This is a genomic window from Ktedonobacter sp. SOSP1-85 (assembly GCF_016587415.1).
In the GTDB taxonomy this organism is placed as follows: Bacteria; Chloroflexota; Ktedonobacteria; order Ktedonobacterales; family Ktedonobacteraceae; genus Ktedonobacter.
Genome location: NZ_BNJI01000003.1, coordinates 1,183,787 through 1,202,205 on the forward strand (window position 1 = coordinate 1,183,787; position 18,419 = coordinate 1,202,205).

17 protein-coding genes are annotated in these 18,419 nt (G+C 53.8%); 12 read left to right on the forward strand and 5 right to left on the reverse strand.

Annotated elements, in window-relative coordinates:
* The first annotated feature begins 12 nt into the window (after nt 1–12).
* The 6 genes from KTE_RS43250 to KTE_RS43275 all read left to right on the forward strand — a co-directional run bounded on the left by KTE_RS43250 (nt 13) and on the right by KTE_RS43275 (nt 5,014).
* Entirely contained in the window at nt 13–447 is a 435-nt protein-coding gene (locus KTE_RS43250) for a hypothetical protein (protein WP_201393171.1), read from the forward strand.
* Between the two features lie 131 nt (nt 448–578).
* The gene (locus KTE_RS43255; RefSeq protein ID WP_201394585.1) at nt 579–1,091 is read left to right on the forward strand and encodes a pentapeptide repeat-containing protein; all 513 of its coding nucleotides are present in this window, start codon (nt 579–581) and stop codon (nt 1,089–1,091) included.
* Nucleotides 1,092–1,495: 404 nt separating this feature from the next.
* Entirely contained in the window at nt 1,496–2,806 is a 1,311-nt protein-coding gene (cbiM, locus tag KTE_RS43260; RefSeq protein ID WP_201393173.1) for a cobalt transporter CbiM, read from the forward strand.
* A gap of 41 nt (nt 2,807–2,847) precedes the next feature.
* Nucleotides 2,848–3,723, forward strand: coding sequence for a cobalt ECF transporter T component CbiQ (cbiQ, locus tag KTE_RS43265; protein ID WP_201393175.1), 876 nt, complete (start codon nt 2,848–2,850; stop codon nt 3,721–3,723).
* Nucleotides 3,720–4,538 (forward strand): energy-coupling factor ABC transporter ATP-binding protein, encoded by an 819-nt coding sequence (locus KTE_RS43270; protein ID WP_201393177.1) that lies wholly within the window; start codon nt 3,720–3,722, stop codon nt 4,536–4,538. Before cbiQ ends, KTE_RS43270 begins: the two co-directional genes overlap by 4 nt.
* 194 nt (nt 4,539–4,732) lie before the next feature.
* Nucleotides 4,733–5,014 carry a hypothetical protein gene (locus KTE_RS43275; RefSeq protein WP_201392394.1) on the forward strand — a complete coding sequence of 94 codons (282 nt, stop codon included), beginning with the start codon at nt 4,733–4,735 and terminating at the stop codon, nt 5,012–5,014.
* 117 nt (nt 5,015–5,131) lie between these two features.
* On the opposite strand, the gene KTE_RS43280 is transcribed toward KTE_RS43275, so the two are convergent.
* Both KTE_RS43280 and KTE_RS43285 read right to left on the reverse strand, forming a co-directional pair.
* Complete coding sequence (locus tag KTE_RS43280; RefSeq protein ID WP_201393179.1) at nt 5,132–6,103, reverse strand: carbohydrate kinase; 972 nt, start codon at nt 6,101–6,103, stop codon at nt 5,132–5,134.
* Between the two features lie 68 nt (nt 6,104–6,171).
* The gene (locus KTE_RS43285; RefSeq protein WP_201393181.1) at nt 6,172–7,584 is read right to left on the reverse strand and encodes a glycoside hydrolase family 32 protein; all 1,413 of its coding nucleotides are present in this window, start codon (nt 7,582–7,584) and stop codon (nt 6,172–6,174) included.
* Between the two features lie 327 nt (nt 7,585–7,911).
* Here KTE_RS43285 and KTE_RS43290 point away from each other — a divergent pair, with 327 nt between their 5' ends.
* The 3 genes from KTE_RS43290 to add all read left to right on the forward strand — a co-directional run bounded on the left by KTE_RS43290 (nt 7,912) and on the right by add (nt 12,646).
* Nucleotides 7,912–9,609, forward strand: coding sequence for a phosphatidylserine/phosphatidylglycerophosphate/cardiolipin synthase family protein (locus tag KTE_RS43290; RefSeq protein WP_201393183.1), 1,698 nt, complete (start codon nt 7,912–7,914; stop codon nt 9,607–9,609).
* A 91-nt stretch (nt 9,610–9,700) separates the two neighbouring features.
* On the forward strand, nt 9,701–11,266 hold the full coding sequence (locus tag KTE_RS43295; RefSeq protein WP_201393185.1) for a serine/threonine-protein kinase: 1,566 nt from the start codon (nt 9,701–9,703) through the stop codon (nt 11,264–11,266).
* A gap of 324 nt (nt 11,267–11,590) precedes the next feature.
* Nucleotides 11,591–12,646, forward strand: coding sequence for an adenosine deaminase (add, locus tag KTE_RS43300; RefSeq protein ID WP_201393187.1), 1,056 nt, complete (start codon nt 11,591–11,593; stop codon nt 12,644–12,646).
* Nucleotides 12,647–12,725: 79 nt separating this feature from the next.
* Here the strand turns inward: add and KTE_RS43305 are convergent, their stop codons facing one another.
* Nucleotides 12,726–13,709 (reverse strand): DMT family transporter, encoded by a 984-nt coding sequence (locus KTE_RS43305; protein WP_201393189.1) that lies wholly within the window; start codon nt 13,707–13,709, stop codon nt 12,726–12,728.
* A 126-nt stretch (nt 13,710–13,835) separates the two neighbouring features.
* Nucleotides 13,836–14,471 carry a pyridoxamine 5'-phosphate oxidase family protein gene (locus KTE_RS43310; RefSeq protein WP_201393191.1) on the reverse strand — a complete coding sequence of 212 codons (636 nt, stop codon included), beginning with the start codon at nt 14,469–14,471 and terminating at the stop codon, nt 13,836–13,838.
* Nucleotides 14,472–14,875: 404 nt separating this feature from the next.
* On the opposite strand from KTE_RS43310, the gene KTE_RS43315 reads away from it, so the two are divergent.
* A complete protein-coding gene (locus tag KTE_RS43315) occupies nt 14,876–15,172 on the forward strand; it encodes a hypothetical protein (RefSeq protein WP_201393193.1) in 297 nt (98 codons plus the stop codon).
* A 180-nt stretch (nt 15,173–15,352) separates the two neighbouring features.
* Here KTE_RS43315 and KTE_RS43320 read toward each other — a convergent pair whose 3' ends face one another.
* Complete coding sequence (locus KTE_RS43320) at nt 15,353–15,685, reverse strand: hypothetical protein (protein ID WP_201393195.1); 333 nt, start codon at nt 15,683–15,685, stop codon at nt 15,353–15,355.
* Between the two features lie 791 nt (nt 15,686–16,476).
* Between KTE_RS43320 and KTE_RS43325 the strand changes: the two genes are divergently transcribed.
* Together KTE_RS43325 and KTE_RS43330 are read left to right on the forward strand one after the other, a co-directional pair.
* Nucleotides 16,477–17,415 (forward strand): ABC transporter ATP-binding protein, encoded by a 939-nt coding sequence (locus KTE_RS43325; RefSeq protein ID WP_236600992.1) that lies wholly within the window; start codon nt 16,477–16,479, stop codon nt 17,413–17,415.
* On the forward strand, nt 17,375–18,163 hold the full coding sequence (locus KTE_RS43330) for an ABC transporter permease (protein WP_201393199.1): 789 nt from the start codon (nt 17,375–17,377) through the stop codon (nt 18,161–18,163). The genes KTE_RS43325 and KTE_RS43330 overlap by 41 nt, the downstream gene beginning before the upstream one ends.
* Nucleotides 18,164–18,419: the final 256 nt, after the last annotated feature.

An 18,419-nucleotide genomic window follows, 5' to 3' on the forward strand; every position in this document is an offset into this window, starting at 1 on the left:
CTGGAGGCACTTATGAAAACGACTACAAGCTCCATCGTCGTTGGTATTTTTACGGATATACATAGGGCAACCCAGGCCGTAGAGCAGCTTTGTGTGGCAGAATTTCATAACTGGACACGGTGTAATGCCGCCATGTTCATCACCCGAGATGGCGTAGGTACGCCCATCAAGCTTAGCACCATTACCATTCAGGATCTATTAGACACCCTTGCCTTCACTCCACTCAGCCAGGACGAGTGTTGCTATTACCAGAAAGAGTTGCTCAAAAAGAATCGCATTATTGTAGTCGTTCAGCCTCCCGAGCGCGTCCAGGAAGCCAGAGATATTTTGTTGCGACACGGCGCCTATGACGCACTCACACATATACCCTGTCACATGCCAGAAACCGTCTTGAATATACACTTTGGTTTCTATAATCCCAACATTCCACAGGGAACGCTCCTGTAAACCATACTCACCTGTGCTCCCAAGGTGCAGGAACTCGCGCCTGCACGCTCCTGGCAGGCTCCCTGACGAGCCTCCCATCCTGGAAGCAAATTGCTCTCTCTAGCCGAAGAAAGCAAAGTTGAGGTCTAAAAATGGCAAACCTGAATCACCTTGAACTGCTGAAGCAGGGCGTAGAGGCATGGAATCTCTGGCGGCAGCTTCATCATGAAATTCGCCCCAACCTGGCGGGTGCCAACCTGCGTGGCTGGCCCCTAGCGCATGTCAACTTGAGTGGTGTCTACCTGCATGAAGCCAACCTGAGCGAAGCCGACCTCAGAGAATCGCTCTTTATCGAGGCCGATTGCGGCGGCGCAAACTTCCACCGCGCCCGCCTCAATAGCGCCAATTTCCAGAAGGCAAACTTACGTGCCGCTATCTTGAGCGATACCGACCTGCGCAACGCGCTCCTGGCAAACGCCGATGTGAGCGATGCCGATTTGCGCGGAACTATCCTCGCGGGCGCAAACCTGGAGCAGGCTATCTTCCGCGGGGCCGCCTTCAAGGACGCCATCTTGAACGACGTTGATCTAAGCAAGGCCCACCTGCAAGGCGCACACCTCCTCAACGCCTACTTCTGTTCACGCCCTTTTGAAGATCTTAGATAGCCTGAGGCTCAATTTGCTTTTCAGGTCTCCAATATATAGAACATCCCTAATTTAGGATCATACAGGTTAGGCATGTGAGGCTGCACAGAGCGTAGCCTCACATGCCTAACCTGTATGAGAATTTACGTTTTTTACCACCACAAAGTTAGTAAGTACCTTTTTACCTTAAAAACACTAGATACATCTTATTTGCATAAAATATAACTTACACTATCTACCATTAGAAAATCAAGCTATTGAACACTGGACATGCAGCGCTTCCAGCGTGTACACTGCTTATTGCGAAACATTTGCAATAAATAATATTTGTCAAAAGTTTCCAATTCCTATTACTCATCCTCCGTAACATGTATATCTTAGTATCTTAGATGAGCTATTTTTAAGTAAAGGATTCGGAGGTCTCTATGCACATCCCTGACGGCTATCTCAGCCCCGTCTTTTCGCTTGGTACAGGTGTTATCACCGTGCCGGGCTGGGCCATTGCCGCCCAACGTGTGCGTTCTGTACTCAATAATCGTACCATTCCGCTGCTCTCGATCTTTGCGGCGTTCTCTTTTACCATTATGATGTTTAACATTCCCGTGCCGGGTGGCACCACGGCCCACGCCGTTGGTGGAACGCTGATCGCAATTGTCCTGGGTCCCTGGGCCGCTATCCTTGGGGTCAGCATCGCCCTGATCATTCAGGCCCTCTTCTTTGGCGATGGCGGCATTCTGGCTATCTTCACCAATTGCCTCAATATGGGGATTATCTTGCCCTTTGTGGGCTACTTCGCCTATCGCCTGATCTCTGGTCGTTCGCCGCTACTCTCGGCCAGGCGCGTCTGGGCCGCAGGCATTGGCTCTTACATTGGCATTACAATGGCGGCTCTGGCTGTCGGCATTGAACTGGGCGTACAACCTCTGCTCTTCTCAGATGGAGGCAGGCCGCTCTACAGTCCCTATGGGCTTGAGGCCGCCATTCCGGCCATGCTGCTCTCACATGCCTTTGGGGCCTCGCTCGTTGAAGCCCTGGTGACCGCGCTAGGCCTGGCCTACATCCAGCGTAACCATCCTTACTACCTGACTTCGCTACGCACCATAGTCGCTGGGAAGACAGTCGAGGAAGGCGAACCAGCAAAGATGCCACAGTGGCAGCTCTATACAGCCGCGCTTGTAGGTATCGCTGTAATCCTCTTCATCGCGGGCTTTATCACAGGCGGAGGCAGTATCAACCACCTCTTTGGCGCGGACTGGAGCAGTGTCAACTGGACGGATGTCGGAGTAATGCTGCTGATAGTGCTGATCCTGGCCCTGGTACTGGTCCCCCTGGCCTGGTTCCTGCTTCCACGCTCAATTCGCAAGGTAGGAACCGCCTTCCTGGCTATCGCCATCATCGCGCCCGTTGGCCTGATTGCACCTGGCTTTGCCTTTGGCGAGGGAAGCGCCCAGGATGTCCAGCAAGCCTTCCACTACGTCCCAAAGGGGTTGCAAGAGTTCTCTGGCATCTTTAGTGCGCCATTCTCTGGCTATAACCTGCCGCTTCCATTCTTTAATGGTGATAGTGCGCCGCTATGGCACCAGGCAATCGGCTACGAGTTTTCAGGGATCGTTGGTATTCTGGTCTTAGGAGGGGCGGTCTTTGGTCTCCTCACGCTCCTAAAGCGGCTACGTGGCAATGAACCTGCGCCTGTGAGAGAACCCCAACCAGTTGCAGCTACTGAGCATAACAAATAACTGGCCTTTGATAGCAAGTAATTGCCGGATAGAAAGAATATATGCTTTCACACACCAATCAATCAACCAACAAAGAGCACAGGCGGCAATTTGGCTGGATCGAGAAGACCATTGGCGGCATCTCCGAGGCCATTGAGCGGGCCGTCTTTACGGAGGAGCATGCACATAAGACCGGCTGGCTCCAGAAGCTCGATCCACGCGCAAAGCTGGGCATGTTCCTGGTGACAGTGCTGGCGGCTAGCCTATCGCACTCGCTCTTCATGTTACTGGCCTTCTACCTCGTGCTACTCCTGGTGGCGCGGGGTAGCCAGGTTCCTTTCGACTTCTTTGTGCGCCGCGTCTGGCTGGGCATTCCCTTCTTCGCGGGAATCGTGATTCTCCCCGCGATCTTCCTGGTACCCAACGGGCCACGCCTCTTCGATCTCTCCCTGGGAACCTGGCACCTTGGTCCAACCTATGCCAGCATCCTGAATGGCTTGATTTTTATCGCACGTGTGGGCGTCTCCGTCTCGCTGGCTGTGCTTCTGATTCTCACCACGGCCTGGGCCGATATTCTAAAAAGCTTGCAGGTCCTGCGTGTACCCCAGGTCTTTACCCTGCTGCTTTCCATGACCTATCGCTATATCTTTCTCTTTCTCCACACCGCCAATGGCATGTTTGAGGCACGCAAGAGCCGAACCGTGGGCCGCTTGAGCGGGAATGAACAGCGCAAATGGATTAGCGCTTCAATGGGAGTCTTGATGAATCGCTCGTTTCGCATGAGCAATGATGTCTATGCCGCAATGATGGCACGCGGCTTCACAGGAACCATCCACACGCATCAGGACTATCGCATGAGCACCGATGATTGGATGGCGCTCTCGCTGGCAACCGGCCTGGCGCTGATTATCTTTTTCGTGGGAGGATACATATTATGAGCATTTCGCCTGATCAGCCGCGTCAGCAGCCACTCTTTCACTTACGTGATGTATGCTACAAATATCACAGCCAGCGCATGGCCCTGGCTGGCGTCGACCTGGATATCTACCCTGGCGAACAGGTAGCACTCCTGGGAGCAAACGGTAGCGGCAAATCGACCCTGCTCAAGCTCATGGACGGTATCTACGCTCCTACATCTGGCACAATGCGTATGCTCGAACGTGATATTAAGGCGGTAGCGGCGGGCGAGGAGGCCTTCACCTTTCACCGCGAGGTTGGCCTGGTCTTTCAAGACCCGGATATCCAGCTCTTTAGCGCGACGGTCTATGATGACATCGCCTTTGGCCCGCTTCAGCTGGGCCTCTCGTCTGCGGAGGTACGCGAGCGCTGCGACGAGGCGTTGGAGCAAATGGAGATCACACACCTTGCCAGGCGTGCCCCCTTCGAGCTATCAGGTGGTGAGAAGAAGCGTGCCGCCATCGCCTCTGTACTTTCCCTCCGCCCCGATGTCATCCTGCTTGATGAGCCTACGGCGGCCCTCGATCCCCGCACCAAGTGGGTCCTGGTGAACCTCATCCGCAAGTTGGGTCAGGCAGGCAAGACAATCATTACCTCAACACACGAGCTAGATATTGTGCCCATCATCGCAGAGCGCGTCATCGTCCTGGGCGAGGAGCGACGCATCCTGACCGATGGTACGCCTGAGCGCGTTCTCAGCAACCGCGATCTCCTGGTACAAGCCAACCTGATCCACCCACAACTCCACCAGCTTGGCATAGAGCAGCCACCACTCCAGGTAGTCGCCAATCTATAAGCATCATGTTTCCCTCCTTAGTAAGTAGTGTGGGGCGATTGGCGGGCGAATGCCCGCCAATCGCCCCACACTACTTACTTTTTGAGCGCCGCAGGCGCGAAAGGTCAAGCATAAGCATCTGTCTATAATAGAACTGTAAACGACCAGCGTAGATCAGGAGATCCATACAGGCCCTCTCGCAGGAGAACATACATATGACAGATCCACATCGGCCCGAAAACGAGCAGCCAGGACAGTTTGATGAGCAGATAGACTCCGCGCGCAAAGTGGCGGAAGAGCGAATTGACAAGGTCATTGGCGACTTCGCGAAGAAGGTTCCAGGTGGACAGCGATTCGAACAGCAGGCCAAAGACATGGCAAGCGGAGCGCTGAACGTGGTGCAAGACCAGGCGCGTAAGCACTCCGGCAATATTATTGGGCAGGCTGGCAATGTAATCAGTCGCCTCTTTGGAGGAGGGCGCGGGACAGAGCGCTAACTCTCTGGTATTCTTCATCCCTACAACATAACAAGGCTCTAGAGCAAGAACGTCTTTCTCTGCATAAGTTCTTGCTCTAGAGCCTTGTTATGTCTTTTCAATAGAAACGCATAGGATCTAAGCCTTACGCAAAAAGGCTTCGACTTCCGCGCGCTGGGGTGCATTAGCTCCTGTCCTGGTGCAGTTGAGAGCGGATACACCTGAGGCGAAGCGCAAAACCTGGCTCAACTGTTCCGGGGTGAGGCTCTTCAGGCGAGCGCGCTCGTCGATTCCAAGCTCGCTTAGTCGCGCCAGTAGGCCCGCGCAGAAGGAATCACCTGCGCCCACCGTATCTGTGATCTCTACTGGAAATACGGGAACTCGCACAACTGGGCCACCTATGCGCGCTGCTATGGCTCCCTGCCCTCCCTGGGTGATGACAGCGAGCGCGGGTCCCTGTCGCAACAGCTCGGCGAGCGCCTCTTCATTGCCAAGCCCGGGATAGATCCACTCCAGGTCGGCATCGCTGCATTTGACGATATCCGCCAGGGAGAAAGCCCGCCTGAGTAGTTCGCGATACGCCCGCTCATCCTGCACCAGGTTGGGGCGTAAATTAGGATCAAAGGAGAGTAACGCCTTCCCGCGTAGTTTCTCCAGTATGTACAACACGGCCTGAGGCGTACTACCACGCAGCAGACTAATGGAACCAAAGTGCAAGATACGTGTCTCAATGTACAGTGCTTCAGGAATTTCATTCGCCATGAGAAGCGCGTCCGCCGCGCCCTCACCATAAAAGCTAAAGGTGGGATGGCCGTCTTGCTCGGCGACAAAGGCCAGCGTCGTGTGCGTACCAGGCGCCTCGACGAGAAAACGCGTGTCGATCTGCTCACGCTGCATATATGTGCGTAAATACTGTCCAAAATAGTCATCTGCGACTTTGCAAGCAAAGGCCGTGGGCTGCTCCAGGCGCGCCAGGGCTACCGCGACATTAAAGATAGAGCCACCCGCGTACATGCGAAAATCGACGCCATAGCCCAGGCTATGCTGGCCCTCTCTCAAGGGCATAAAGTCAATCAAGCATTCACCAACACAAGTAATCAACCTACGCATAATATTTTTGCTCCCGAAGTTCGTGAACAGATCACTTAATCGCGCACCTCCCCTATTATACGTTGCAATTATCGTTTCCAGGCGGAGCTCATGTAATACAGATCCAGGGAATGGAGTATCGTCTCGCCACCGCTAGTATAGAGTTCGATGCCCTGGCTGGAGACATTGGGAAAGATCAGGTCACTAATCACGACCTCTCCATCATTAGCAAAGACCTCGATGGAGGTACGATCCAGCAGAATACGCAACTTAAGCATGTTGTTCTTCAACAGCAGGGAAGCCTCATGCCTGGCCGCGAACTTGTTATTGAAATCGCTACGACCAGATTGAGTACGATCAACGAAGAGCCTGGAGGTTCGCGTGTCATAACCGACGAGGGTCTGCTCTTCCCCGCCTACACGCAGCTTGAAACCAAACTCTCTGCCACTCCCAGGCTGGAATGAGGCCACAATATCCAGCGTATCACTCCTCATGTCTGCAAGCAGGTTTGTTCCCGGCGTGAGCTCGCTACGATCCAGGTGTACATGCTCGCTTCGCAGTTGCTCCAGCTCTCGTATGGGCATTTGCACGAGCCGCAAGCCCTGCGGGGTCGTTTTCAGCTCCAGGTTGCGCGGTATAGACATAGTTCCACGCCAGGATGTGGCCGGAGTAACGTGGGCATAGCTCAGATCAGCCATCCACCCGATCCAGATACATCGCCCATCGCTAGCGGCAATGTTGCTCCAGGACTGGGCCGCGTAAAAGTCTGACCCATAATCAGTCGTCAACAGATCAGACTCTTTGCTGAAGATATGACCATCAAAGCTACCAACATAGTAGAAACGCCCACTGAGGCTCAGTACCCATTTCTGCTTGTTGGGATCGCCATCTATCGCCAGTGGAAAGAGGTCGGGGCACTCGGTATGGTCATCTAACTGGCTCTCCAGGCGCCAGCTCTTTAAATCGGGCGAGGAGTAGAAACGAACCTGGCCGCCCGCGACCACCATAACCCAACGCTGCTCTGACGCATACCAGAAGACCTTGGGATCGCGAAAATCGCTCACACCTGGATTCGCGATGACAGGATTGTACTTATACTTCGTCCAGGTTCTACCTCGATCACTACTATAGGCAAGGCACTGCTGCTGTGGCACCGTATGAGCACCCGTATAGAGGGCGGCCAGCCCTGAACCACCAGGAAAAATGCCACTGGTATTGTTCGCGTCAACCACAGCGCTCCCTGACCAGGCATCTCCCTGTTCATCGGGATAAAGCGCGATGGAGAGATATGTCCAATGCACCAGGTCACTGCTCACGGCATGTCCCCAATGCATTGGTCCCCAGACAATATCACCAGGATGATACTGGTAAAAGAGGTGATACTCGTCCTGGTAATAGACAAGGCCATTGGGATCATTCATCCAATTCGCCTGTGGCGTAAAGTGAAACTGCGGGCGCTCTGACTCATTAAAAATATCTCCTAGATTCGCATTTATACTCATGACTGCCAGTCGCTCACTTTCATTTGCTACTCAGGCACGATAAGTATCAAGATCGCCAATTAGTATCAATCACACTTGACTTGTAACCGATACTACATCGTCCTGTCAAGCGTTGCTAGTTCCCATAATTTGCAATTTCAGCTATTTGGTGCTACATTACTTCTACGGCAAAAGGTACAAAACAGTCACTTTTACATAAAATCTCTTTCATCGCATAGCACAATGACGACCTAGAACTAAATCTCTGCCCGATAAGTAATAAAGATATAGTTATGTCTAGCACACGCGTAATATATGCTGGCAAAACGCTTGTAGAAGGTGGCAATTATGACGCAAGAAGCAAATATCAATACCCAACAACGGGACTGGTGGGCACAGGGCGATACGCCTGTTCGTGCTAACGATTCGCATGTGGCCTACCTGGTAGACGGCAGGCAGGCGATGTGGACCATATGTCGCTACTGTATCAAAGCACAGAAATACATCTATTTAGCCAACTGGGGTATGACGGCTAAAATGGAGTTGGTGCGAGGAGATGACTATCTCGGCGGATCCGATGGCAGTCCCCAACGAACAGCATTAATCGAGGGGCTGCGCGTCGAGGGTTTCTCCGAGGCCGATATCCAGTTCTGGCTGACACATAATCTCTCGGTCCAGACCGTGCTGGGCTACGCGCGCAGCAAGGGGGTGGAGGTAAAGGTGCTCCTCTGGCACAGCCAGGAGGCTTTTTCACACTACCAACCGCTTGAGACAAAACAGGAGCTTGAAGCGGTTGGAGTACACTGCATCCTGGATGATAGCGCGCGCGGCCTGGTTCACCATCCCGTAGAGTCGCTGCATCAGAAGACGGCGGTCATCGATGGTACACATGCCTTTGTGGGTGGCGTGGATCTTCTGATTGAGAAACAGGGTGATTATGACCGCTGGGACACGCCCATGCACGCCTTCAATACTCCTCTCAGGCGCAACGAACAGCAGAAGACGCCACATCCATGGCACGATGTCCACTCCCTCATTGAAGGCTGCGCCGCCGGGGATGTAGAGCTTAACTTCCGCCAGCGCTGGAACGATGTCGTCGCTCGCCAGCGTCTGGATACCAGCTTTACTATTCCAGAACGCCCCTTGCCTTCACCTATACAGGGGACGCAGACGGTCCAGGTCGTGCGCACGATTCCACAGCATACCTACGATTTTGATCCCGATTCCGGTCTGCAAGACATCGCGCAGGTCTACGCTAAGGCCCTGGGCAATATTCAGCGCTTCGCCTATCTGGAGAACCAGTATCTCTGGCTGCGCGCCTTTATCGGCGTCGACCTGCCCCTGATGGGTTCTGACAGCCCGGACATGGAGACAAACCTACGCACCCTGGGGGCTGCGCTCCTGCGTGGAGCCTTCGCTAGTATCATCCTGCCCGACCATCCCAATGTTGGACGCGCCTTCAGCGACGCCGGTCTACAGCGCTTACACGCTGAGGCGCCCCGGGCCTTTGAGGAGGGGCGTTTTGAGGCCTTCTGCCTCGGCAGTAGTGGTCAGATTGATGGTAAGACACATTACCGCCCCATCTACGTACACGCCAAGGTAGCTATCATCGACGACCTCTGGTCAACTGTAGGGTCCGCCAATCTCAACAATCGTGGGATGCGCGACGATACAGAGATCAACGTCGCCGTTCTCGATAGCAGGCTGGCCCGTAACCTGCGCCTGCTGCTGCAGGGCGAGCACCTGGGCCTGGTACAGGACGCGGACCTCTTTGTCCTCTCGCGCCTCCTGGGTCGCCAGCGCCTCTCAGCCAGCGAGCAAGAGCGCGCTGTATACATCCATGATTACCTGGAGGAGCGCCTGGGCGAGCCACGAGCCGCGCTCCAGGCTATGCACGAGTGCGCCTGGAATAATCTCCAGCGCTACAAAGAGAACCAGCCTCTGATCGGGCATCTCCTGCCCTACTTGAGCGCCGCCGAGGCCGCTAACCAGGGCCTGAATTTCCGCGAAGAACATGGCTGGCTTGAGGAAGAGGCCCAGAAATAAGCCCTTGTCTCCCTTTGGCGCTTACCACGCGTAATAAAATATGGGGCAGTAGACGCTGCCAGGATATGTATGAGGGAAAGGACTAGCCACTGTGTACGTTGATCTCCCAGCCGAAAATATCCTTTATGAGCGCTATATGGTAGATGAAGTGCTGGGAGAGGGTGGCTTTGGGTCTGTCTATCGCGTCCGAGATATCCAAGACAACGACCAGGTCTATGCGCTCAAAGAGGTATCGATTCGCCAGAAGACGGAATGGAAAAGCGTACAACTTGAGGCCGAGCTGCTTGAGCAACTCGACCACTACGCCATTCCACGCTTCTACGGCATCGTCGAAGATCCACAGCGCATGCGCGCCGGTATTTTAATGAGCTATATCGCTGGACCCAACCTGGAGAGTCTGCGCAGGCAACAGCCTGAGAAACGCTTCAAGCCCGCGCAGGTTTTCTCCATGATGACGCCGATTGTCGATGCCATTATCTATTTACACCGACAAACGCCATCCATCGTTCATCGTGATATCAAGCCCGCCAATATTATCATGCCAGCATCGGGCCAGGGAGCAGTCCTGGTCGATTTCGGCATCGCCAAGGTATACGAACAGGATAGCACGACCAGCATTCACCGCGTCTGCTCCGCTGGCTACAGCGCGCCGGAACAATATATGACCGGCACCTGTCCTCAGACAGATATCTATAGCCTGGGCGCCACCTACTATACCCTCCTGACCGGCGAGGTACCCGCCGATGCCCTGACACGCCTCTCCCATATTAGCACCCACCAGGCCGATCCGCTCGTACCAGTCCTGCAACTGGCATCCAACCTCCCTGAGCATATCGCGGAGGCCATCGAATGCGCCATGGCCATGGAGCCACAGCACCGTTTCACCTCCGTCAGTGACTTCTGGCAGGCACTCCACACCCCCCTACCTATCGGCGAACAACCCACGCGTAAACGGTCCGTGCCTGAAGCCATTATGTTAGGCACACCCGTAAACTCCTCGATCTCACGCGTCGCCACGCAAGCACGCACCCTACAACGATCCTCACAGGCAAAAACCAGCCAGGAGCGTCAATGGAATGTGCATCGCGGCCTGACAGCCCTAACCCTGGTCGTAGTCCTGGCACTCATCCTGGGCACCATGATCTACGCCACAGTCCAACAGGCAACGGCCAGGGATACACACGCACAAACCATCACACCTACCAGCGCGCCCTCGATATACAGCGCCCTCGCCAACTACTACACCGGAACAATGAACCCAAAAACATCTATCCATCACACCGCGCTCACCCTGAGCCAGGTACAGCAACACGGCGCTAGCTTCAACGGAACCCTGTCCATGGCAGGCCAACCCGGCTCCCTGCACATTGAGGGCACAACCGCTATCGATCACACTCTCCAGTTCAATGTCGCCAGCAATAGCGGAACGCTCCTCTTCAAGGGCCAGGTCTACTCCGATGGACATCTCGCCGGCAGTTACTGTCCCCAGACTCAGAGCACCACCTGCGACACCGGCACCTGGAGCGCCACTCCCACGTCTCCCCCACCCACGCCCACGAAATCTGTCACACCACCTCCAACCCCAACCAGTGGAGGTGGAAACAACAAGGGTAATGACAACGGCAATAAGAAAAAACACAAGGGAGAGGGCAACTAAGTAGGCCCCACGCCCATGCAAGAAGACAGACCCCCAGTAGCCGCGTACGCCAGTAGCGTCCTACGCCATCGTCGTGTAGTAAGCATGCAAAGCCGCGTCTAGCAGGCGGGGGAAGCAGGCTTGCAGGTCTTCGCGCTCGCGTTTATTCTGCTCACCTCGCGCATCGGAAGACAGGCAAAAGAGCAAAGCGCGATCAAGGCTGCGTAGCAATAAGTTGTAGAGTCCAAGCTGGCTTGGACCCTACAATTTGCATCTCTCGCTAGAACCTCATACACTGTATGAGAGATCAATGAGACTATGTTTATTCAGCATTGGGAGAGATGTATGTCGATAGAACAGTATTTACGGGAGGCACCGAAGGCGGAACTGCATGTCCACCTGGAGGGCGCGGTCCGTCCCGATACGCTGTTAAAGCTGGCGCAGCGCAATGGAGCATCCTTGCCGGGTAAGAGCGTGGAGGAGCTTCAGCAGTGGTTTAAATATCGTGATTTCAAGCACTTTATTGAGATTTACCTGGCTATTTCGAACTGCCTGAAGCAGGCCGAGGACTATGAGCTGATTGCTTATGAGTTTGGCGAGACGATGGCGCAACAGAACGTGCGCTATGCCGAAGTGACCTTTTCGCCCTGCACACATGCCTTTACCCTGGGCGTGCCCTTTGACACCTATTTCGCGGGCCTGACACGCGGCCGGGAGCGGGCGCGCCAGGATTTTGGCGTCGAGATCAACTGGGTCTTTGATATTGTGCGCAATCTGTGCAACGAGCCAGGCGTCTCTGAGCGTGCCGACTACACCGTCAAGGTGGCAAAAGAAGGGATGCGCGACGGGGTGGTAGCTCTCGGCCTGGGCGGCAACGAGGTTGGTCATCCTCCTGAGTGGTTCGAGCGCTGGTTTAATGAGGCACGCGCTGCTGGCCTGCATAGCGATCCTCACGCGGGCGAGATCGCGGGTCCCGAGAGCGTCTGGGGCGCGGTGAAGGTCCTGGGTGCTGAACGCATCGGGCATGGTGTACGCTCAGCCGAGGATGAGAGCCTGCTGACCCACCTCGCCGAGCACCAGATTCCCCTGGAGGTCAATCCAACCAGCAATATCTGCCTGGGCGTCTATCCCGATTACGCGCATCATCCCTTACTCAAATTGATGGACGCAGGCATTCCCGTCATGGTCAATACCGACGATCCACCACTCTTTAATACGACGCTCAACCACGAGATAGGCCTGCTCCACAGCGCCTTCCAGCTCGAAGTGGCTACCATCAATACGCTCCTATTAAATGGGATACGCTACAGCTTCCTCCCCACCGAGCGCAAAGCTACCCTGCTCGCTGAGTTCGAGGCTCAGATGCTAGATCTCACCAAGCGCCACCTGCTGGCAGAGTAACCTCTGATACATGTGATCAATGTTTTTCATGCAATATAGGTGCCACGTTCGCGGCGCGCCGCGAACGTGGCACCTATGTTTAGTCACGTGCGCGTACCGGGCGGTTAATCAGGGCGATGCCGGCGGCAACCGCGACCAGGCCCAGGGCGTCGCGCAGTGTGAAGGGTTCGCCCAGCAGGAGGGCTGCCAGGGCCAGGCCCGCTATCGGCGTCAAGAAGTAGTAGGCGCTGACCACGCTGGCCTCACCTCGCCGCAGGAGCCAGAACCAGAGCAGCGAGGCCCCAATGCTAATCACCAGCACGAGGTAAAGGAAAGACTCGATCAGTGGCGCGTTCAGGGTAAACTGTTCAGGATGCTCAAAGAGCAAGGCTGGTATCAGCAACGCGAGGCCAGCAGCCCCCAGTTGCACAGTGTTGACGACAAAGGCGTGCTCGCGTGGAGGATAGCGCTTGTAAAAAAGCGTAGCCGCAACCAGTCCAATGACGCCAATAAAGGAGATGAGCATACCACCCACAGTATCGAGCTGCCCATTGCCATTCAGCCTGGCTCCCATGACAAAGAGGACGCCGCCAAAGCCCAGGAGAAGTCCCAGGACACGCCACCATGTCAAGCGCTCACGCAGCACAAAAGGCGCAACCAGGGTCAGCAGCAGCGGATTTGTCGCCGCGATAATCGAGCCCATACCCGCCGAGAGGGAGCGCAGCGCCTCATAGTTACAGCCCAGGTAGAGGGTACAATTGAGCAGACCAAAGAGGGAGAGGCGTCCCCAGGCGGCCCAGCCACGCGGCCAGGGCACACGCCAAGCACACGCCATCAGCGCCATCAGCAGCGCGGCCACCAGAAAGCGTATCGCGAGAAAGGTCAGCGGCGGGCTATAGCTCACGCCAACCTTGGTGGCGATAAAGGCCGAACCCCAGAGCAGAATATAGAAGAGGGCCACAGCCACAATCAGTGGTGAACGCCGAGTGGGAGAGGCAACCTTCCTGACCGTACTCTCATTCTGCCGAGAAAAATCAGTTGAGGGCTCCTGCCGCACCACGCGCGCCTGGTCCGCTGTATCCATCCAGTTATGACTCCATTCTAATTTGCATATGTCAAAGATAATGATAGCCGTCCAGATGCGCTTTTGCTACAGCCAATCGCACGCAACCTACATCATATTGGCTGTAACACGGCGCTACACATCTTACTAATACAGGCGCTTGCGGTAGCTTTCCTCCAGGTAGGCATCCATGTCTGCAACAGAGGTGTTCGCGGGATGAATCTGCTCTACCAGAATTCGTCCCAGGGAGGGGATAACCGAGCGCTCAGGCCAGGTAGTAGGATCCCAGATATGTGAGCGTTTGGCCGCCTTGGCGCAGTGCATGAAGCACTCTTCAACCTCAAGTGCGATGGCGGCGAGCGGAAGCTTCCCCTGGGCCTCCATCCCTTTGAGCAGTGTGCGATCACGAATAATCTGCGCGCGCCCATTCACGCGAAGTATCTCCTCAACGCCTGGAATCAGGAAGAGCAGGCCAGCCGCCGAGGTCTGGAGGATGTTGCGCAAGGAGTCGAGCCTGCGATTCCCGGGGCGCTCAGGAATGAGCAGCGTCTTCTCATCCAACACCTGGACGAAACCGGGGGCATCACCACGCGGTGAGACATCGTAGTGCCCATCAGCGCTCGCCGTACCAAGCAGCAGAAAGGGAGAGTGAGCGATAAAATTACGGCAGTGGCTATCCAGCGTGGAGAGCTGTTTGCGCACCACCAACTCGCTTGGGAAACCTAACAGCTCGCGCAGTTCTTCCTCAGAGGTAATGACCTCTTGAAATTGGGTTGTGCTCATAAAATAAATACAACCTTTCGCTCTCGTTTTTTCAATCCATCACTCTAGCATACCACTAGAATGCTTCAGAAATAAAAAGAGGGGAGTATTGAGTGCAACCAGAGAAGCGTTGTAGCACGCCACAACGTATACTCTAGTAACAGAGGCTATTCTGTGAGGAGCAGACTCAATGCCAGTGCATCTGTTTTATGCTTGCTTACCAGTGTTTCTCTTGTCTAAGCGTAAAGTATCAGGTTCCTTTGTATCAAGCTGAGAATTATTCGCCTGAGCAAACAGAGAACGGTAAGGCTCCTATCCATACCCGGTAGTGAATAAAAGCTTACACTCAGGTACAATGAATACTAATAGCTTGCTTTTAGCTACTTGTAGTTCAGCCTTATCAACTGAACAAGAGAGAGACATTGATGAGTATAGCGATAAAACACATGGATATAGATCAGTTACCAAAGACACCCTCTACATTTGCGAATGTTGTAGAGCAATTCTTGCAAGAATGCTGCATATTGGAAGAGCAACAAAGCATTGAGGATGCCCAGCTCTTCGCCAATTTCCGCGCATACTACAAACGAGTATGGCAGGGCGAGCCGCATCCGGCGCTGCTTGGCCAGTTTCGCGTTGAACTTACACAGCGAGGCTACCACTCCAGCAGTGACAAGCATCCTACCTGGTACGGCCTCACGCTTCGCCTCAAAGAGGCATAGATAGAACAGGTATCTCGGTTGGAAGACCCTGGACGCCCTTTTCTAGTTGATGAATATAACAGGGCGCCTCGTGCCTTGCTTCAACCCCAATCTTCCCTTGCCTCGCCTCTACGCAACTGATCTTTAAGGCAGGGTTTCTTAGCCAATCAACATAGCTCTCCCTATATCGTCATTTCCTTATCACTCTCGCTCTGACGTATCCTCTTTCTCTGACTGGGCCTGATTCCAGCTACGCAAAAGCTGCACAGTCATTTCTTTCTCTATGCTTGCGCGCTCTTCTTTACTCGAGAGAGTCCAGTTCATGAGACGGTAAGAGCCTCCAAACGAGATAATAAACGCTGGAAGCGACACCAATACAATCAGGCTTCCAAACAAGAGATCGTGTGTGATAGCGAGTAGAATTCCACAGACAAGAGTCGCTAAACAACTTACCAGGGCAATACCTACAAAAATAAACGTCTCCTTGTTTGGCACCAGGCCTATGTTCCACAGCAGGCGTCGTACTTTCTCCATAGATGCGTCCTTTCATCTATTATAACCAGCAGCAATATATATTAAAACTTATTGTTATATATTGTTTTAACATCTCAGGAAATACTTTGTCAAGGAATAGCTGTATCTAAGAAGAAAGAAGAACACAGACAAAAACTGTTAGCTCTACATCATAGCTCGTTTAGCATATGATGTGGGGTGGCAATACCTCGGCATTGCCACCCCACATTGTACACTTTTGCGAAGCGTCGCAGACGCTGAGTCGTAACTAGAAGAAGAACAAAAGAGAACCAAACAATACAGCAACGGTAAAAGCGATCAAAAGAACATATATAGCATGTTTAGCATTGGAGCCACCATAATTTAAATTTGTCATTTCATACCCCCCAATAAACAACCGGTAGGATCAGAAAACCTTCAGGTATCAACACGAACGATAAGAGGAAAAAGTATTCAAAGAAACATAATGAATCACTAATACATAGTATGTATTAAACGTTCACGCGCCTCAATGCGTCACTTCATAAATTTTCTGTGAGTTTGCTCACACCACTTGCTGACTGTTTATGCCTTCACGCCTGCGGTGCTCAGGGGTAAAAAGTCTGGCTAGCTGGATTGCGGGCGTCACCCGCAATCCAGCTAGCCAGACTTGACCTGAATGTCAAAGGCTTTTTGCGGCCAGTATACAAATATACCTGCCCCGCTTGACAGTGGGTTTCTCTGCGTGTATCTTCTGGAAAACCCTACGCGTCATGCGCCGTCAGTCCCGCGTGTAATAATAATGTCGACCATTAAGAATGGAATTAATATGTATGAGTGATTCAGTATATGTTGTTCGTGACCTGGTCAAGCAGTATCCGGGGCAGGAGCAGCCAGCGAATAAGGATATTAATCTGGCGATTGAGCAGGGTGAGATCTTTGGTATTCTGGGCAGCAATGGCGCGGGCAAGACGACGCTAGTACGCCAGATGGTTAACCTGCAACGCAGCACTTCGGGCCAGATCACGCTCTATGGCAGGGATATTCGTCAGCATCCCTATCTCATCGCGCAATATGTTGGCTATATGCCCCAGGATAGCGAGGCCCTCAATAATATGAGTGTGAGCGAGGCCCTCTACTTTACGGCCCATTTGCGCGGAATGAGCCGCACCGATGCACGCCGCGAGCGCGACGAGTTGCTCAAGCTCTGGCAGATTGAGGAGTTGCACGATAAATATAGCCCCAGGCTCTCAGGCGGGCAGAAGCGTATCCTGCGCCTCGCCGTCGCCACCGCCGCGCGTCCGCCCATTCTGATCCTCGATGAACCCACAAACGATCTCGATCCCCAGAAGCGCAAGCTGGTCTGGGATGTGCTGCGCCACCTGAATAGCGCGTATGGCACGACAATTATCTTTATCACACACGATGCCATCGAGGCCGAGAAGATCGTACAACGCGTGGGCATCATGCGCCAGGGCAGTTTCGTGGCTATGGGTCCCCTGGCTGAGCTTAAGCGCGAGGTCGGCGAGAAGATGCGCCTGGAGCTCTTCTTTCCGGCTGAGTCTCCGCCACCACTGCCAGCACATCTGCAATACAACGAACTCGCGCCTGGGCGCTGGCTCGTGCTCTTAGAGCGCCACGAGGCTGGAGCGGTCATTGATACCCTTCCCCTGCATACTATTGACGACTTCCACCTGTATTCCGCGACACTGGAGGATATTTACCTGCACTATGTCACAAAACATCCAGCCACCACAAACGCTGCCCGGTGAGCGCCGCGCGCCCTCACTGCTCACGCAATTTCTCGATGTGTTCCTGATCGAGTTGACCAACTGGCGCTGGTCCTGGCGCTCGCTTATCACCCTGGGCATGATCTCACCGTTACTGAGCACTACGGCTCTTGGCACCTTCGCCCGTGATTCTGGCTCCCTCTCGCTGAGCTATGTCCTGGTCGGCAATATCGTCCTGGCACTCCTCTTCAACAACATGAATAACGTGAACGGGCATGTCTTCTTTATGCGCGAGCATGGAACACTCGACTATTTCGCGACCCTTCCCGTCCGACGCTATATCCTGATTGTGGCGATCCTGGCGGCGTTCCTCCTCCTCTCGCTCCCCTCGCTCCTGGTAACGATCATCGGCGGCACGCTGATCCTGGGCGTACACCTCCAGATCAGTCCCTTGCTGCTCATCGTGCTGCCCCTGTGTACACTGCCTTTCTCCGCCATTGGAGCGCTGATAGGTGCTCGTATGAGCACGCCCGAGACCGCTAACGCCTTCAGCTATATCCTGACGCTGGTGCTACTTGCCCTCGGTCCCGTGGTCATTCCACCCGATCACCTCCCGCCCCTTCTGATCTTCATTGGCCGCTTTAGTCCGGCAACTTACGCGGCCTCGGCCTTGCGACAGGTCTTATTAGGACCCATCACCAGCCAGCTCCTCATCGATATAGGCGTCATGGCTGGTCTCACCATCATTGCCTTCTGGTTCGTCAACCGCAAACTGGACTGGAGTGCCTAGCACATACTTGCTCATGTAGTTTATGAGGGCTTACGTATTGTACGTAAGCCCTCATAAACTACATGACGACTTCTTGCATCTGTTAAAAAAGATTAGAGTCAGGTTAATCCCTTTAACACTTTTTCCTTGACAATAATCAATATATGTTTATACTTCTTCCTAGGACACAATTCCTTGTAGTAATATCTCAATTACTACATCGAGTATTTTGTGCCTTTTCTTAGGAGAGGAAATGTTTGTGCCAGACATAGAAGCC

Coding starts and splice junctions, on each gene's coding strand:
- KTE_RS43250 (WP_201393171.1), top strand. CDS start 13: ATGAAAACGACTACAAGCTCCATCGTCGTTGGTATTTTTACGGATATA.
- KTE_RS43255 (WP_201394585.1), top strand. CDS start 579: ATGGCAAACCTGAATCACCTTGAACTGCTGAAGCAGGGCGTAGAGGCA.
- cbiM (WP_201393173.1), top strand. CDS start 1,496: ATGCACATCCCTGACGGCTATCTCAGCCCCGTCTTTTCGCTTGGTACA.
- cbiQ (WP_201393175.1), top strand. CDS start 2,848: ATGCTTTCACACACCAATCAATCAACCAACAAAGAGCACAGGCGGCAA.
- KTE_RS43270 (WP_201393177.1), top strand. CDS start 3,720: ATGAGCATTTCGCCTGATCAGCCGCGTCAGCAGCCACTCTTTCACTTA.
- KTE_RS43275 (WP_201392394.1), top strand. CDS start 4,733: ATGACAGATCCACATCGGCCCGAAAACGAGCAGCCAGGACAGTTTGAT.
- KTE_RS43280 (WP_201393179.1), bottom strand. CDS start 6,103: ATGCGTAGGTTGATTACTTGTGTTGGTGAATGCTTGATTGACTTTATG.
- KTE_RS43285 (WP_201393181.1), bottom strand. CDS start 7,584: ATGAGTATAAATGCGAATCTAGGAGATATTTTTAATGAGTCAGAGCGC.
- KTE_RS43290 (WP_201393183.1), top strand. CDS start 7,912: ATGACGCAAGAAGCAAATATCAATACCCAACAACGGGACTGGTGGGCA.
- add (WP_201393187.1), top strand. CDS start 11,591: ATGTCGATAGAACAGTATTTACGGGAGGCACCGAAGGCGGAACTGCAT.
- KTE_RS43305 (WP_201393189.1), bottom strand. CDS start 13,709: ATGGATACAGCGGACCAGGCGCGCGTGGTGCGGCAGGAGCCCTCAACT.
- KTE_RS43310 (WP_201393191.1), bottom strand. CDS start 14,471: ATGAGCACAACCCAATTTCAAGAGGTCATTACCTCTGAGGAAGAACTG.
- KTE_RS43315 (WP_201393193.1), top strand. CDS start 14,876: ATGAGTATAGCGATAAAACACATGGATATAGATCAGTTACCAAAGACA.
- KTE_RS43320 (WP_201393195.1), bottom strand. CDS start 15,685: ATGGAGAAAGTACGACGCCTGCTGTGGAACATAGGCCTGGTGCCAAAC.
- KTE_RS43325 (WP_236600992.1), top strand. CDS start 16,477: ATGAGTGATTCAGTATATGTTGTTCGTGACCTGGTCAAGCAGTATCCG.
- KTE_RS43330 (WP_201393199.1), top strand. CDS start 17,375: ATGTCACAAAACATCCAGCCACCACAAACGCTGCCCGGTGAGCGCCGC.